The organism is Halobellus sp. LT62 (genome assembly GCF_037031285.1).
In the GTDB taxonomy this organism is placed as follows: Archaea; Halobacteriota; Halobacteria; order Halobacteriales; family Haloferacaceae; genus Haloquadratum; species Haloquadratum salinisoli.
On sequence record NZ_JAYEZO010000001.1, the window covers coordinates 44,754 to 60,902 of the forward strand.

The following is a 16,149-nucleotide window of genomic DNA, read 5'->3' on the forward strand; positions in this document are numbered from 1 at the left end:
GACAATTTATATATCTCGTCCCCAAACGATGACCGCTGTCATATGGGGGTCAGTGATATTACATCATATGCCGATTCCTTTCGGCAACGGGTCTTTATGGGGGGATTTCTTCAGGGCACAATTCAAAACGACGGAACCGCCTTTCATCTTGGAACGACGGAGTGTGCCATCGTTGAAAAGGCCCTTCGCGCAGTCGATAGAAGGGAATCACTCCTCATCCATAACCCGTTTCCGACGACCTCACTTCCTGTAGCTATCATAGCTTCGTACGCGTATTCTCAAAATCCGCGTATCCCCGGCAATGAGGAACTGCCGATGCTGGTGTTCCCTGCATCGTCACGTGGGTATCTTAGTGAGATTGATAAGTTCCATTTTCAGACCACGGTATCCGCAGAGGACAACAAGACTCCACTCATCCCCCGAGAATCAATCGGAAGTCTCTCCGAACAATCGGCATCGTGGCACGTGTACACAGCCAAGGACAACTTCGTTTTCGACATCGAGAACCACGACGTGCCGCTCGGTGCGCTGTTCATAGACCTGCGGAAGCCAGAATGGAGCGAACGGCGATTCGACAACATTGAGGAGTTCTGCGAGTCCAATCCCGATATACCGGCGATATTCTATACCGAGGAGATGAATCCAGCTGCCGAACTCACCCAAGAGCGGTTAGGTTCTGAGCCCATCCGCGTGACAGGTGAAATGCTCGCGAACGCGGCGACGACTGACCCTGCCGAAGGGGAAAGTTCGCTAACCGTACAGGAACGAATCCTATCGAGCGGACGACTCGAAGTGCTTCAGTTCCCGGTGACTGATGAGGGGCTTGGTGATCACATTCCCGAGTTCATCGGACTCAAAAAAAAGTGCCAGAAGAGGGATCTCGCATACGTGGATGTTGGCAGAGTGTTCAACCGGCTGCTGAAACAACCATTCAAACCTAAGTACTGGTCACGCAGTGTTGGGTCCAACGCGTTCTACGATGACGTACCTGGATATATCGAGCGTCTCGAGCGACGCGCAGGGAACGTGGAGAGAGGGAGCAATCTTCTGAACAACTACGCACGGAAGGCTAACGAGGTACAGGGATACCTGAACGGGCGACACGCGTTACAAAATACTGTCCTTGACGCCATCCAACGGGCGGGCGATGACGAGGGGCACTCACGCTTCGTCGTCAAAAACACCCCAGCAAAGGAGGCTCTCAGATTGGCGGCTACTGACTCTGGCTATACCATCCCAGAAAACGTCGAAATCATCGAACGGGGCAAGGTGACTCCGATGCCTGACACCCGGTATGTGTTCCTGTATCCACCCTACCGCGATGACTACGTGTTCGAGTTCCCGCCCTCGGAGCAGGTAGCGTTCATCTATCAGGCTCTCTGGTCGAACTATGTGCAGTCCGCCGCACAGGAGGCCACCAAAAAAATCACCGCTACTCATAAGACCCAAAGCATCGGTGAAGGAGGTGCAGTCGGTGACGTTGAAGACCACGTTTTCGACATCGATACGTTGGAAAGCGATATAGAAGGTTATCTGAGGGGAGTAGATTTCGGCGGATCGGATGGGTCCTCTTTGGAAGAATCCGAGGAAGCAGCTTCGGACGGTGAAGAACTCATATTCGAGCTGACTGATGGGTCCTCAAGGCGATTCTCAGAAGAAAGTATCGTCACCATTTACGATCCAGAAGAGGCGAAGATATCGCGCAAGACAGCCAAGAAGGTCGATATAGGTGAGGAGATACTCCTCATCGAGAGCGTGGCAGGCGACCTCTACGACGTACTACTGGACTCTGCTCATAAACGGGATGCTGTTCGTGAAGACGAGGAACTCGTTGCCAACTGGCGGCGGGCACTGAATAACGCGATGGAGCGTGAGGGGCTGTCCTACGAGGATGTAGTCGATGAACTCCAGGAACGAGGGTCCGACATCGAAAGTTGGCACTCGGTGCGTGCGTGGTCCGAAGGGCGGTATATGGGGCCGCTTGACGAGGGCGACTGTCGTCGAGTCCTACACCTTGCTCGTCCCGATTTAGAGGGCGCGTTACTCGAACAAATCCACGAGCAGGTGTGGAAAGCAATGAAGCACCTCAGACTACTCCACCGACGTATTGGTCGGAACGTACGGCGAGCTGTGGAAGCAGAATATAATCCGTCTACAACCTCCTCGTTCGGCAGTGATGTCAACGAGCAGATGGTGAAAAATATTGCTCGGAATATAGACCGCCAGACAATTACGAATATAGAGGCATCCGCTAATGAATAGGAAATCATCCGCTGTAACACCACGAGATCCAAGGAGAATGTACCCAAATGAACGATAGTACGGAACCAACCAGGAAGGTAGGGCGACATCTCAAAAGTAACGATTTCCCAATGTCATCGGGGAATCAAAACCGGACGGACCCAACCCCATATGATGCCATCGGCGCATCGATTCTGAACGACGCTCTCACGCGGGCCCGAGGCCGACACCAGCCGTATTGCGTCTCTGAGGAACCCAAACGCAAGTACTACGTCTCGAACCTCGCGCCCACACACGGCGTAACCGATACCGAGGAGTTCGTCTCGCAAATCAAGCCCAGTGCCCTCACGATGGACTTCCGCCCCGCAAACGACGAGGCGATGCTCGATCCCCTCGACATCGAGTTCGACCTCTACTACCCGAGCTACCCCACTTTCGAGGAGTATCAGACTATCGTTTCCCGGTCGCGACGCGCCGCCAAGCTCCAAGAAGCTGACACCGACGAAGCCCCTGAAGACGTAGATGACACAGACATCGATACAGAGGACCTCTACCGCCTCGATGAGGATTTTCACCGTCGCGTTGACATTCGGATCTCTACGACGCTCGACCTCTCGCAACCCGCTGATGAACGTGAACGCATTACGGGCCTCATTCGAGACGAAGTCGATACGGCACTAAACGCAGCGACCGAGGACGTTTTCGCTACCCGGGATACCGTCGACCCCGAGGATTGGGAGAACTCCTCCCTCGACCTCCACGATCTCGACGAGGACGAGTTCCAGACAGTCATCGATTCGTTCAACCCTGTGTCGTCGGACGACTTCCGATGGGCCGTCTCGTTCGGTATCGAGCATCGGGGCGATGAGGTCGCCCTACGGTTAATGAATGAACCTGTCGGCGCGGAAGAAGAGGAGGCAGGTGCAGATGAGCCGCATATCTTCAACCCCAAAATCGCGACAGAGGCGACGCTCAAGAAGTACGAATTCAACCTCGGCCCCGACGACTACCGATTTGACCAGTTCATCTGGGCGAAGGGCCACAACTGCTCGACGACCGTGGATGCGCTTGATGAGGATGCCCAACGGTTCCGCGTCAGCACCACTGCCACACCGAGCGCGCCAGTCTTCGAGTTCGAGTTCAACACCGACCACGATACGCGATTCAAAGCACTCGCTGGCGACAGCTCTAGCGTCACCACGATCGAAGTGCTGGAAGATATCTCCTCGGGAATGGACAACTATCTGGGGGAGTGGCGTGGTTCGAAGAAAGCAGAGTTCGAGCGCGAGTACGGAGCGGAATCCGACGAGATGGACGAGTTTGTCGCCGCCGCCGATAACTTCGAGGAAGAGATGTCGCGGTTTAACGCGGGTGTCGAACTGCTCCGCAATGAGGAGGACGTGCGCCGAGCGTTTCAGATGATGAATCGCGTCAACAATACCGTCCATAACGAGAAGGCTGATGACTTCGACTCGTGGAGACTCTTCCAACTGGTATTCATCGTCTCAAACCTCCCTAGCATCGTCACTCGCGACCCCGACCCACGTTTCGAGCGTTACGAGACACAGTACGATGATATGGCCGAGGTGCTATGGTTCCCTACCGGCGGCGGCAAGACCGAGGCATACCTTGGCCTCGTGTTGTTCAACCTGTTCTTCGACCGGATGCGCGGGAAAGAAAATGGCGTCACCGCGTGGATTCGCTTCCCGCTTCGCCTGCTCTCCCGCCAGCAGAAACAGCGGTTTATGGAGGCGATGCTGGAGGCCGACGCAATCCGTCGTGCTCCTGAGGACGATGGCGGCCTCGATGCCAAGGGAAAGCCGTTCTCTCTTGGGTACTTCGTCGGGTCGCGCGACTCTCCGAACGACATCGGGAAAAACAACGACCTCGACGAGGACTACCGCGCGAGCCAAGAGAAGCTCGAAGAGGACTGTAAGCATCTCGATGAGTGCCCGCTCTGCGGGAGCAACGTGAACGTTCGCTACGACGAGACGGCCAACAGCGTCTACCACTACTGTACCGAGAGTTCCCTTCCCGATAGCGAGGACTGCGTGGGCCGCCTTCCTATATACGTCACCGACCACGACATTTACCGCTACACGCCGAGCATCCTGCTGGGATCGCTCGACAAAATCGCGGTAATGGGAATGCAGCCGCTGTTCGCCAATCTACTCGGCAACTTCACCACGGAGTGCCCCGCCCACGGCATTGGATACTCCGGGCGTTGTCCTGAGAACCATCTCTGCGATTACGAAAACGACTCTGAGGAGTTCATCGACATCGATCCAGGCGTCCGCGACCATAACCGCCGCGACGAGGTGGAATACTTCGACCCTGTGCCGACGCTCCACCTCGTGGACGAGGTTCACCTGCTCAATGAGGAACTTGGCGCGTTCGCCAGCCACTACGAGACGATGTACCTCTCACTGTGCGAGAAGCTGTACGACGTAACGCCGAAAGTCCTGACCTCGACAGCGACCATCGCGGAGTACGAGCGGCAGATTCGCAATCTGTTCCAGGTGGAGGCGACGCGATTCCCCGAGGAGGGGCCCGATCTCGGGGAAACGTTCTACGGCGAACTTTCCGAGAGTGATGTTGAGCGGGAGTACCACGGACTTACACCAAACAACCGCACCCACCTGTACGCAGTGCTAGACCTCGTGAAGATCTACCACGAGGTCATCCGTGACTACTACGACGAACAGCCGGAGATGGTGGCGTTGCACGCTGGTCTCGATCCGACGGACATCAACGATCTTGACGATACGGTCGCGAGCGTGTTGGACGCCTACGAGACCTCACTGGTGTACTTCACAAACAAGCGCGAGAAGGACACCTATCGGAAGAACATCCGCAAGCAGATCAACGACGAGATGCGTGAGGATGGGTACACGCCACCGCTGGAAGCTCGGCAGTTAACGGCGGATACCCGTGATGACGACACGCTCCCGCGTCTAGAACGTGAGGGCGAGTTTGCGGACTACTCGTTTGATGAGCGCATCGACACGGTCCCCGCCACGTCGTTCGTCGGCCACGGCATCGACGTTGACCGCTTCAACTTTATGCTGTTCTTCGGCTACCCGAGCCAGACATTCCAGTACATCCAAGCGTCCTCGCGCGTCGGGCGGCAAGAGGGGGTCCCTGGCCATGTGCTGGACGTGTTCCGCCCGTTCGACAAGCGTGACCGCCACCGCTACAAGTACTTCGAGAAGCTCCACGAGTACTTGTCGCGTACCGTGGAGCCGGTGCCTATCGACCGCTGGGCGAAGTTCGCCGTCGAAAAGACGTTCCCCGGTATCCTGATGGCCATCCTTATCCAGTACTACCGCCCGCTGATGTACCGGAAGACGGACGCTAGCGGCGATCCCATCACTATCACAGCCAACGGGAAGACAAAGCGGGCGAACGTTCAATCCGCGAACCATCTCTACGAAATGATGAACAACGACGCGGACTTCCCCGAACTCACGAAGAACGCTCTAGCTGAGCTGCTCACAGATGCCTATGTCCTGCGGGATAAACCGACGTATATCGACTATATGCCCGTGGACGCGGACGGCAACTCAGGGCTATACACAAACCAGTACTTCCGCGAGCAGGTCATCGAAGGGCACGCGGGCCAGCCCAGCCGTCTCGATCGAATCTGGCGCGAGTGGAACAATAAGCTCGACACCGAGATGGACACACCGGAGTTCCCCGGTGATGAGGGACCGATGATAAGTCTCCGCGACATCGGGAAGAGTGCAAAAATCACCAACAACGACTATCACGAGGAATTCATCGAGGCTCTCACCCGCGCCTGAATTTGACTCATTAAGGAAATACAATAGGATGTCCGACAACAAGACGATGGAACGGTCCCAGTCGAAGTTCATTTATGACTACCTGCCGTGGAATACCTTCAACCACGCGCATAACAACCTCAGCGGACGCATCGCAGGGTTATCGCCCGAACTCAACGAATACGGGCAGAAAGTGGAGCTTGACCTACCGAAGAGCTATCTCATCAGTCGTATCCACCGCCACGTCTCGAAGTGGCCCAACGCCGAGTCAATCCGCGACGACCTCACGTACGCGAACACGGAGCTTGTGAAGCCCGGGTGGGCGAACTACCTCGTCTACCCGCTCACATTTGAGTGCGATGACTGCGGATCAGTCACAAAGTACTCACGCGATGATATGGACGCGATGGCTAGTGAAGCCAACGACGCTAGGGGGCTTGCGGTCTGCCAGAATCCGAACTGCGGTGAACAGCTCTCAGACCGCGATCAGTTGCCGTTCGTCGCTGTCTGCGAGTGCGGTGCGATAGACGAACTCAACGTCCCAGAGTGCTGTGGCGCGGGGATGCAGTTCAACCGCCCTACGACCCAGATGGGCTCGTGGCACTGGCAGTGTGCCGTCAATCCCAGCTTATGTGCCACCAAGTCGTTCTACGCAACGCCTGTTTATTGCCCGAACGGTGACTGCGATAACCAAGATATGGAGGTAATGAACCACACCTCCAGTAGCGCGTTCTACCCTCAGGTCAAGAACCTGATAAACGTCCAGCCGCAACTTGACGATCTCCACTCCAGTGAACACTATCAGGCCCGTATCGTCTCCGACTACCTCCTCGGTGACGAGGACGCTGAACCGTCTGAACATGAGAAGCGACAGGTTGCGAACGACATCTTGGGGGGTGGCGCGGCCCTGCTGAGTGCAGATGAGGAAGAGGCCCAAGAAGCAATAGAGAAGGCGAAATCCCGTCTTATGATAGATGTACAGGAACACCGCGAAGAGACAGAAGACTGGCTTCAAACTACCTTCGACGACGAGCCTCGAACGAGTCTTGCAGAGGAATTGTATGAGTTCCTGAGCGTCGTCAGTCCCGAGTATGCACCTGCTAGCGGCATCGAATCTGTCTCGTATCAGGAGATGGTGGATAACGACGCTAACGAAACCCATCTCTCGCTCCCGAAGGTACGCAAGTACAACCAAGTCCGCGAAGAACTGAACTTCGCGGAGGTGCGACTCATCAAGGACTTTCCTATTACTGCTGCCACATACGGGTATACACGCACTGCTCCGAATCCACCCGGTGAGAACCGGAATCCAGCCGGGGGCGACACCGAGGAGGAGGGCCGACGTGGAGAGAACAGTGACGAGAGTGGAGAGGATGGTAGCGATGGAGACAAGAACGAACGTCCTGTCGAACTGAACCTGTTCCGTACGGGAGACTACTCCGCACCTCAAATATTCGCCCAGACGAACGACGCTGAGGCGGTACTCGTCCAGTTCGACCTCGAAAAGGTGCTTGTGTGGCTCGACGAGAACGACCTGTTCGACGCTCCCAGCGGACTCTCCGCAACTGTCACGATGCCCGACACCGATGATGAGGAGGCGATGCGACGCTGGTTCATTGCCAATATCAACCCTCCGGGACGCTACGAAGCGCTCCACGACGATGCCCCGGCTGGCACGTCTGAGTGTGTTACCCGTCACTGCTACACGCTTCTGAACACCACGGCGCACCTGTTCATCAACGGAATGGGGGCACTAGCAGGGCACCAGCGCGAGTCTCTCGTGGAACACCTGATGCCCCGCACGATGAGCTTCATCGTCTACAAACGCCCCGACACTGACTTCGCGCTCGGCTCACTGTGGACGCTATTCGAGGAGCAGTTCGACGATTTCAGTGAACACCTCGACGAACTGTACGACTGCTCATATGACCCAGTGTGCCTACACGATGAAAATGGGGCCTGCGAGGACTGCTTGTACCTCGCCGCCATCAGTACCGAGAACGCAAACCACAACCTAGGTCGCGGCACGTTCTACGGCGGAAACTTCGATGGGCGTGATCTGACGGGATACAAAGACATCTCGCTCAACGGAGGCGCATAGCTCTCTCCGCCAGCGAGGGAGAAGAGATGATCTCTACTTTCACCGATCCACCGGTATTTACCGTCAGTGACTATTGAATCTCTGTATCTCATTACTACATATGCCCACAAATCACCTCGATCCCGATGCTGACGCACTGCTCGAAACGGCCAGAATAATTAATCAGTCCGTCTCCCCGGCACATCTTGACAGCGTGCGAGCAAGCCTCGAATACCTCTACCACGGCGACGGCGACGTGACGCCCGAGTCGCTCCAAGACACCACCCACTGCAATCTCTCAACGACCGAGTCTGAGAATATTGTCTACCAACTCGCTGTGGAAAATATCGTCACAAAGGATCATATAAACGAGCCCGCTCTACGTTCGGCCTTCACCGGGGCACGACTGCTGGCCGCACAGGCCCCCGAGCCTGAGAACACTATTGTCGCCACAATCCCTGATGACGACGCACTCGATGCTTGGATGTTCGAAGCCCTTCACGGCAACATACTTGAACTCATTCGTTCTGCCGAGGATACCCTCGTGTTGATGAGTCCCTTCCTTAGCGAAGACGCGTATAACCGTCTCCGCCCCGCCCTCGTCACGGCGGCTGACAACGGGGCGGATATCACGCTCATCACGCGGTACCTCACCTACGGCGACGAGGACTATAACCGCGAATTCGTCCGTGCCGTACTAAACGATGACCGTCTCGCTCCTCAAGTAACAACTTACGAGTACATCGATGACTCCACATGGACTACGTTCCATGCGAAGGTCGTTATTGCAGATGGCGTCAGGGCATATCTAGGTACAGCAAACCTGACTCATAAGGGTCTCGGGGGAAATCTGGAGCTAGGAGTGATATTCCGTGATGAGACCGCCCCCCGACTCACGGAACTGGTTGAAGCTCTTCGCGCGTCGGAGTACCTTCACGAAGTTTCCCTCAGAAGGAGCCAATTTAATCGGTTGTGAGCAGTTTCTATCCTCGCTCTTGCATAGGTGATTGTTGATACCACTGAAGTAGTAGCCTTGGAGTCGAAGAGGACAAGGGTACCGAGTCAGCGGACCCCGAACGGATGATTCAGCTCGATATAATTGGTCGAAACCGGTGGTCGCGGAGTTTCCTTATAAATCCGATAGCGTGACCGTGTTAGCTGTCCCATCACCAGTATGTAGTTCGTCTAATTAGTTTGCTGGGCCTTCTCTACTGGTCCGGTAGGATACCTCTCTTTTTTCCAACGTCGAGCTCCTTCAATTTCTTCAAGAATACTATCCTTTTCCGCCCTTTCTTCTTTCACGCCCTTTTCAGCCATTTTAAGTTGACCTTTGTCATTGAGACCGCGTTTCAGAACACCTAGAATTTCCCTCCGACTGTATTTGCCTCTACGCAGTGAGAGCATCCTCTCGATGGATAAGAATAGCAATTGTCGCAGCAGGTTCACATCACGAACATACACTGGGGACTCAATTCCAGAGTGAACGATTTCATTCCTTTTTTCGGCCAGGTCTTCCGTTATTGATTCGAGTATTTCGAGATCGAACTCATCATAAACTAAGGGGAGAGTCCGCTCTAATGCTTCCTTAGATTTCGCTCCACGGTTATGGAGGGTAATCTCTTCGAGGCCGCGCCAATAATAGAGAAATGCATTCTCATTAGTTGTTGCTGTCAGCCCTGATTGGAGAGCCCTAAACGCATCTGCAATATTGGAATCGACCTCTTCAGTGGCTGCTTCCATAGGGAACTGCCGTAGAGAGTCAAAATCAGACCCAAAACCTCGTGGTAAGCGGAGTCCACTGTATGATTCGTAGCGTGCGCCGATATGATAGTCGTAATACTCGCCTTCCTCCATCACAAGATAAACGCCGGGCCGTACAAACGCTTCAGGTAACGTCCGATCCAAGGAACGAAGCTCTTCTAACGCGGTCTGATCCAAACTCGAGTCTATTGCAGTGAAATTGAGCTTCCCGAGAATGATGTCTAGGTCCTGGCTCAGCAAAGAGATCGCAATCTTACTGTCGCGAGCTTTAGTTTCGAACTCATAGAAAACATTGTGGCGGCTGGAAATAAGTCTCTCTGAAGAATCCTGAATAAATTCATTGTAAGATTGGTTATTATTGATTGTCTCCGAGGGGTTCTTCGCTTCTTCATTTAGCTCATCCCACTGATCCTCCTCGAGCTTTCGGATTGTTGTTGTGTTAGCACTGATAGTCCGTGGTGCGGTTTCATTCCCTCTCTCTCGAATGTTGAGAGGGAACACAATTCGGAACCGTCTCGTTGGAGTGGAAGAAAGTGTAGTTCGTAGTTCTTTCTGAAATGCGCCAGTGACATTCTCATTATCCTGATTTGCTTCATTCAATGATTGGTGAATAAGAAGTTCCAAGTGTTCTTCTTCAAGCTGTTCGTCAACCTGCTCCCATTTCCGAACCTCAGAACAAAGTCGGCGAAGAAGAAGTGCATATTCGTCGGTTCCATCACTGACGACTGGTTCATCACCCTCTGGAAGTTGTAGAATTGCCCGCTCAACACACTCGTTTACGGTGAGCCCGTTTCCGCTCATAGTTCTCTCCTCCCTAAGCCCTCAAATTGATCGAGAACTTCATCCATATATCTGTCATCCATAACACGAGGGGACCGCACCATTTGGAACGAATCTATGACGGACCTAACAATATCACTATCTTTGAATCCATAGGCTCGGAAGACGGAAGCGTCGATTATAGCCTGTGTGGTTCTTCGCTCAGCCTCATCATATAGGGGAGTGATATTGAGATCGTCCCTAAGCGAGGCAAAGGAGTCACCATAACAATTGAGCTGAGCAGCGGATTCCCAAATGAGGTCAAACCAAGGAGTATTATTCGTTAGTCGAGGTACTTGGGATTCCTTAATGAGGTAGTCAGAGAGATGGGTTTCTACTTTTGTTCGTATCAGGTAATCGAATGGAATACTGTTTAGAAAACCCAGAAGACAAAAGAGCTCCTTGGGGTGGTACGTCGACCTGAAGAGGCTGTCTGGTGTCGTGGTACCTATCTGATGCTCTTGGCGACGCCAGTCATACGGATGGATCGTATGTAATGTATTTAGACACACGACATCCGGAGGAATTACCGACGCGATAACGGTCCGCTCATTGTGTGAACTGGCAACATCACGGTAAGCAATACGATATTCATCAAACGGCATCGGAACCTCGTTTTGATCAAGTGTCGTACCATCCCCAAAGGATACCTCCGGAGAGTCAACTATAACGTCAGCAAATCGCCTCTCTAGTTCGCGGAGCTCGCGTTCTCGTATTCGCGTCTTAGCACTTGGTTTATCCTCATCTTCACTAACGCCCCAGTATGAAGGGCCGTCTAAATCGAAGAAGGTGCGGTCGTGGACGAATTGATAGATATTTCGGCCACCGTAGATTGGGTAAGATCCATACTCTTCTTTTTCAAACAGATACTCCGCTTCTCGTGCTTGATTCAGCCCTCTAAACGTTTCAATATCCCAGCCCAAGTCATCTGATAAAGATCTATGCTGGACGATCTTTCGCAGGCTCTGAAGGTCATTTTCCCTTTCTACCGCCGGGAAAGAGAACCGATTTGGAGAGTATTCTCTGATTGTCTCAGGAGAGATCTCCAGAAGTGAATCAGAGGGTGAATCGAGGATATCTAAAGTTGTCTGACGGAATTTCGTCTTGATTACACCTGTTTCCTCTGAACTTTGAAATTGGAGGAGACCAAACCGAAGCTGCCGATGGAGATCTGGAAAAATACCATGATTTTCGAACCCAATAGCGTAATCAACCTTTGTATTCCTGAGAAGATAATCACGCAGAGTGGTGTGATTTGTGCCAGAGAATATCTCATCTGGGATTAACATCGAGACGACACCTTCGTCATCTACAATTGCTTGTGCTCTTTCTATGAACAGGGAACTCAAATTCTTGGATTGGTTTCCCTGAAGCTGATACGATCCACTCTTATGGAAATATTCCTGTTGGTGTTCGATTTCTGTCGTACCACCAGTACCGGTAGAAGACCCGCTAATTGTTTCTCTGAGGTCTAACCAAGGTGGATTGCTGACTACTACATCGAACCCACCTCCTGCGATGATGTCGGGGAAGACAAGGTACCAGTGGAAAGGGTGAAACGTATCCTGCATATCTTCGTCTGAGAATTCCTGGGAGACCATTTCAGAAAGCTGGTTCTGGAAGTCCTGATCAACGCTCCCTTCTAACTCAGATAACATCGATTCTATTCGTGTGATCTGACTCGAATCGGTTGACACTCCTTCACGATAATCTGCCAGTGACTGACGAAGATTAGCATAATTCTGATGATCTGTAGTTAGCCGCGTCTGAAAATCCTCCGTGACAGCCTCTCCTGGATCTACAAACCCAATTAGACTGTTCCCCCTCCAGAAATTAAGCTCAGACTGGAGTTGTAGAGAGCGTGATTGAAGTTGTTCCTGATCAGTGACAGCTGATAAAAGCGAAAGGTTGAGTCGAAACTGGGTTAGTTCCTTAGCCACTGGGTTCAGATCTACGCCGTGTAGATTCCGGCGGGTTGCTACCTCTTTTGCCAAAAGAATTCTATCAATATTGGATTGATAGTCCGGGAGTTCGTCAGTTCTAGAGGAATCACCTGATTCGAGTATGTCAAAACACTCTATGTAAATATCCGAGAGCAAATCAAGCCCTCGTTCAACGAACGAACCGCTTCCAACTGCAGGATCGACAATATGAAAGTCCGATAAAACATCAAAGTACAAATATTCGATTTGTTCTGTGGTTCCTTCTTCGAATACCTGCTCTATCGAGTCATATTCGCCATTGATTGTGATATTGAATTTTGTAAGGAGATTCTTTTCAACCGATTCTTGCACTACAAACTGAGCAAGACGCTCTGGTGTGTGGTATGTGCCACTTCCTTGCTTATTGATATACCGCTCCAAAGCATAGCCAATGACCCGGGGCGTTATCCACGTAGTGCGTCTGAGATTATACTCCCTAGCGATGTGCCAGTCCCATTCATCAAGGAACGTAAGAACATTCTCAAATAGCTCGTTTACTTTTTTAGTAGAAGCAGCCGGACGGATTTGTGGATGTTCCTCCTCGATTGGCCCCTTCTCGAAGAGGAAATTATCAAGGAAGGGTTCTACTGACGGAGTCGTATCAGAGGGTAATTCACCACGGAACAACGGCGAATAGAACTCATCAAAGACATTTCGTCCCGAGTACGATATTTGTCCATGTTTGTCCTCAAGATGTTTTTCGTCAAGAACCCCCATTTGCTGGAGGAGATACAAGTATATAACCCGGTTAAGCGAGCGTTGCGCATAATGACGCCGAGAGTCTAGATCAAGAGTTCCAGGGACAGAGATTTGGCTTGTGAACTCTTCTATAACGGATTGATATTCTTTTGTGAATTCCTCAACCACGTCCAAATCAGAATAGATCCGATTGAGAGACTCGCCATCGTATCCTTCAATTCGATTAAGCCGCTCGATCAACGTTCGTGAGCCAGTTCCTTCCTCAGCAACTTCCTGCATATCGAAGCCGAAATGATCAAAATTCAACTGTCCATATGTGGGGGCAGCATCGCTTCTTGAGAAAATATCAAACCTTCTATACCCAGCGTTTGCTACCAGTATATTCGGATACTTTCCGGAACTCTCTTCCAATATTTCTGCGATTTCAGCCTTCCCTTCATCTTTCTCTATCGATACTAACAAGAATTCAGTTTCATCATTAAAACGGAGTGAGATGCTGTTCTGGGGAGAATCCTCTTCGATCTCAAGTCCCCTCTTAACGAACGACTGCGAGATTGCCTCTAGAGAGTTCCACTCCAAGATATCCGAGCGAGTGATTTGAGTTGGGGCCATTGTTACCATTTCGATGGTCTACTCTCTTGAACTTTCGGCGGTTCCGTGACGTGACTATCAAGGACAGTTCCAAACAATACCTTAGCCGGGATAATAGCCAAGTGAAAACTGCGATATCTTGAGCCGAAAATTTATGTATATCTACTGCAACTTAGATCTTGGTGAATCACACGACAGCACTGACCCGCGTTCGTTCGTCGAACGGACTCACATCCGCGATGAGTACGTCGCTTATAAATGGGTCTACGCAGTCTGTTGACTCTACTCCGTTCAGAAATCGAACGGACCCGACGGGATTTGAACCCGCGACATCCTGGTCCGGAACCAGGGACTCTGTCCACTGAGCTACGGGCCCTCGAACACGCGTAGACCGGCCGATCGTATAACGATTGTGAACCGGCCGAAAAAGCCAAATACCGCTCGTCTCAGGGCGCTTCGCCGGTTTCGATTGTGAAGTCCGCGCGGGGGTAGGCGACGCAGGTCAGCGTGTAGCCCTCGTCGAGTTCGGTGTCGTCGAGCATCTGCTGGTTGTCGTGGACGACGTAGTCCTCGGCGTTGCCGCCGGAGGTGATCTGCCCCGCACAGGAGACGCACTGGCCCTCACGGCAGGCGTACGGGAGGTCCCACCCGTGCTCTTCGCCCTGTTCGAGGACGGTCTCGTTGTTCGCGAGTTCGATCGTCTCGCCCTGCTTGACGAACTCGACGTCGAAGTACTCGATTTCGTCCTCGGGGATGTCGGCGGGACTCGAATCGTCGGCGTCGCCGCCCTCTTCGAGTTCGGCACCTTCCTCGCCGCCGGTGACCGCGCCCGCTGCGACGCCACCGCCACCGATGGAGCGGTTCATCGGTTCGGGGAAGTCCGTTTCCGGGACGGTGCGTGCTCGGCGTTCGAGCACCTCTTGGGAGATATCACCGGTGGGTGCCCACCCGGTGCCGCGCGCGTAGTGCAGCGACACCGCGAGGAGCGTGAGGGCTACCCCGAGACCCAGCCCCACGAAGTTGATTTCGACCATTATCGGCGGCTACGGAGTCGGGGGTTAAGGAAATTGTGATTGCCGCGGCCGTACTGCGTTACTCGTAGCGGTACGGTTACGGCCTGAAACGGGACGACTTCGGAAGCCCCCTTCCATTCCCACCCGTGTCCTCGGTCGGCCGTCGTCGGGGAGAGAGCCTCGTCGCACGTGGTCCGTCGCCGGTCGCCACGAGGCCGACAACGGCCGCCTACTCGTCGCGGCGTTCGACCTCGTGGCGACCGAAGCCATAGCGCAGGCGATTCGCGAGTCGGCGGCCGAAGCGCCCCCCCTCGGCGCGGCTGCCGAACCGCTCGGCGAGCGCCTGATAGATCAGCGGCACCGGGACCTCCTGTTCGAGCGCCTCTTGGACGGTCCACGTCCCCGTCGAGCCGCCGGCGACGTGATCGGCGACGTCGCCGAGTTCGTTGCCCTCCTCGGCGAAGGCCTCCTCGCAGAGTTCGAGCAGCCACGAGCGGATGACCGCGCCGTTGTTCCAGGTCCGCGCGACGGATTCGAGGTCGAGGTCGTAGCGGCCGTTCGCGAGCAACTCGAAGCCCTCGCCGTAGGCCTGCATCAGCGCGTACTCGACGCCGTTGTGGATCATCTTCACGTAGTGGCCCGAGCCGCTCGCTCCCATCCGGTCGTGACCCGCAGAGCCGGTCGCGACGGCGTCGAAGACGGGCGTCATCGCCTCGTAGGCCCACTTGGGGCCGCCGATCATCAACGAGAAGCCGAGTTCCGCGCCCGCGGGGCCGCCGGAGGTGCCGCAGTCGAGATAGGCGGCGTCGGTCGCGTTCGCGCGCCGCACGGAGGCCTCGAAGTGGGAGTTGCCGCCGTCGACGACGACGTCGTCGGGGCCGAGGTGCGGTTCGAGTTCGTCCATCGTCGCGTCGACCGCGTCGCCCGCGGGCACCATCAGCCAGATCCGTTTGTCGGCACCGAGTCGGTCTGTGAGGTCATCGAGGTCCTCTGCGGGTGTCGCGCCCGCGTCGGCGGCGGTCGCGACGGCTTCCGCGTCGAGGTCGAACGCTACCACGTCGTGGCCCGCGTCCACCACGCGGTCGACGACGATCTGTCCCATCCGGCCGAGGCCGATGACGCCCAGTTGCATACCTCGAACTCCGCGGGCGAGGTGGTAGTGGTTGTGGTTTGTGGCAGCG

The 16,149-nt window shown here is 54.0% G+C and carries 7 protein-coding genes, 1 tRNA gene and 1 pseudogene; 4 read left to right on the top strand and 5 right to left on the bottom strand.

Annotation, left to right across the window (positions count from 1 at the left end):
- Positions 1-42 precede the first annotated feature (42 nt).
- From U5919_RS00185 to U5919_RS00200, 4 genes are all read left to right on the top strand, one after another.
- Positions 43-2,262: a DrmE family protein gene (locus U5919_RS00185; RefSeq protein WP_336021520.1), complete on the top strand. Its 2,220-nt coding sequence runs from the start codon at positions 43-45 to the stop codon at positions 2,260-2,262.
- A 47-nt stretch (positions 2,263-2,309) separates the two neighbouring features.
- On the top strand, positions 2,310-6,044 hold the full coding sequence (locus U5919_RS00190; protein WP_336021521.1) for a DEAD/DEAH box helicase family protein: 3,735 nt from the start codon (positions 2,310-2,312) through the stop codon (positions 6,042-6,044).
- Between the two features lie 28 nt (positions 6,045-6,072).
- The gene (locus U5919_RS00195) at positions 6,073-8,124 is read left to right on the top strand and encodes a hypothetical protein (RefSeq protein ID WP_336021522.1); all 2,052 of its coding nucleotides are present in this window, start codon (positions 6,073-6,075) and stop codon (positions 8,122-8,124) included.
- Between the two features lie 100 nt (positions 8,125-8,224).
- Positions 8,225-9,079 carry a phospholipase D-like domain-containing protein gene (locus U5919_RS00200; protein WP_336021523.1) on the top strand — a complete coding sequence of 285 codons (855 nt, stop codon included), beginning with the start codon at positions 8,225-8,227 and terminating at the stop codon, positions 9,077-9,079.
- Between the two features lie 209 nt (positions 9,080-9,288).
- Here U5919_RS00200 and U5919_RS00205 read toward each other — a convergent pair whose 3' ends face one another.
- The 5 genes and pseudogenes from U5919_RS00205 to gnd all read right to left on the bottom strand — a co-directional run.
- Entirely contained in the window at positions 9,289-10,665 is a 1,377-nt protein-coding gene (locus U5919_RS00205) for a hypothetical protein (protein ID WP_336021524.1), read from the bottom strand.
- The gene (locus U5919_RS00210) at positions 10,662-13,976 is read right to left on the bottom strand and encodes an Eco57I restriction-modification methylase domain-containing protein (RefSeq protein ID WP_336021525.1); all 3,315 of its coding nucleotides are present in this window, start codon (positions 13,974-13,976) and stop codon (positions 10,662-10,664) included. The genes U5919_RS00205 and U5919_RS00210 overlap by 4 nt, the downstream gene beginning before the upstream one ends.
- A 282-nt stretch (positions 13,977-14,258) precedes the next feature.
- A tRNA-Arg gene (locus U5919_RS00215) sits at positions 14,259-14,331 on the bottom strand.
- A 70-nt stretch (positions 14,332-14,401) separates the two neighbouring features.
- Positions 14,402-14,989 (bottom strand): 2Fe-2S iron-sulfur cluster-binding protein, encoded by a 588-nt coding sequence (locus U5919_RS00220; RefSeq protein WP_336021526.1) that lies wholly within the window; start codon positions 14,987-14,989, stop codon positions 14,402-14,404.
- A 208-nt stretch (positions 14,990-15,197) separates the two neighbouring features.
- A pseudogene (gene gnd / locus U5919_RS00225) lies at positions 15,198-16,118 on the bottom strand (phosphogluconate dehydrogenase (NAD(+)-dependent, decarboxylating)); the annotation flags it as partial.
- Positions 16,119-16,149: the final 31 nt, after the last annotated feature.

Excerpts from the sequence above, each read along its gene's own strand:
- U5919_RS00220 (WP_336021526.1), bottom strand. The coding sequence starts at position 14,989 with ATGGTCGAAATCAACTTCGTGGGGCTGGGTCTCGGGGTAGCCCTCACG.
- U5919_RS00190 (WP_336021521.1), top strand. The coding sequence starts at position 2,310 with ATGAACGATAGTACGGAACCAACCAGGAAGGTAGGGCGACATCTCAAA.
- U5919_RS00185 (WP_336021520.1), top strand. The coding sequence starts at position 43 with ATGGGGGTCAGTGATATTACATCATATGCCGATTCCTTTCGGCAACGG.
- U5919_RS00195 (WP_336021522.1), top strand. The coding sequence starts at position 6,073 with ATGTCCGACAACAAGACGATGGAACGGTCCCAGTCGAAGTTCATTTAT.
- U5919_RS00205 (WP_336021524.1), bottom strand. The coding sequence starts at position 10,665 with ATGAGCGGAAACGGGCTCACCGTAAACGAGTGTGTTGAGCGGGCAATT.
- U5919_RS00210 (WP_336021525.1), bottom strand. The coding sequence starts at position 13,976 with ATGGCCCCAACTCAAATCACTCGCTCGGATATCTTGGAGTGGAACTCT.
- U5919_RS00200 (WP_336021523.1), top strand. The coding sequence starts at position 8,225 with ATGCCCACAAATCACCTCGATCCCGATGCTGACGCACTGCTCGAAACG.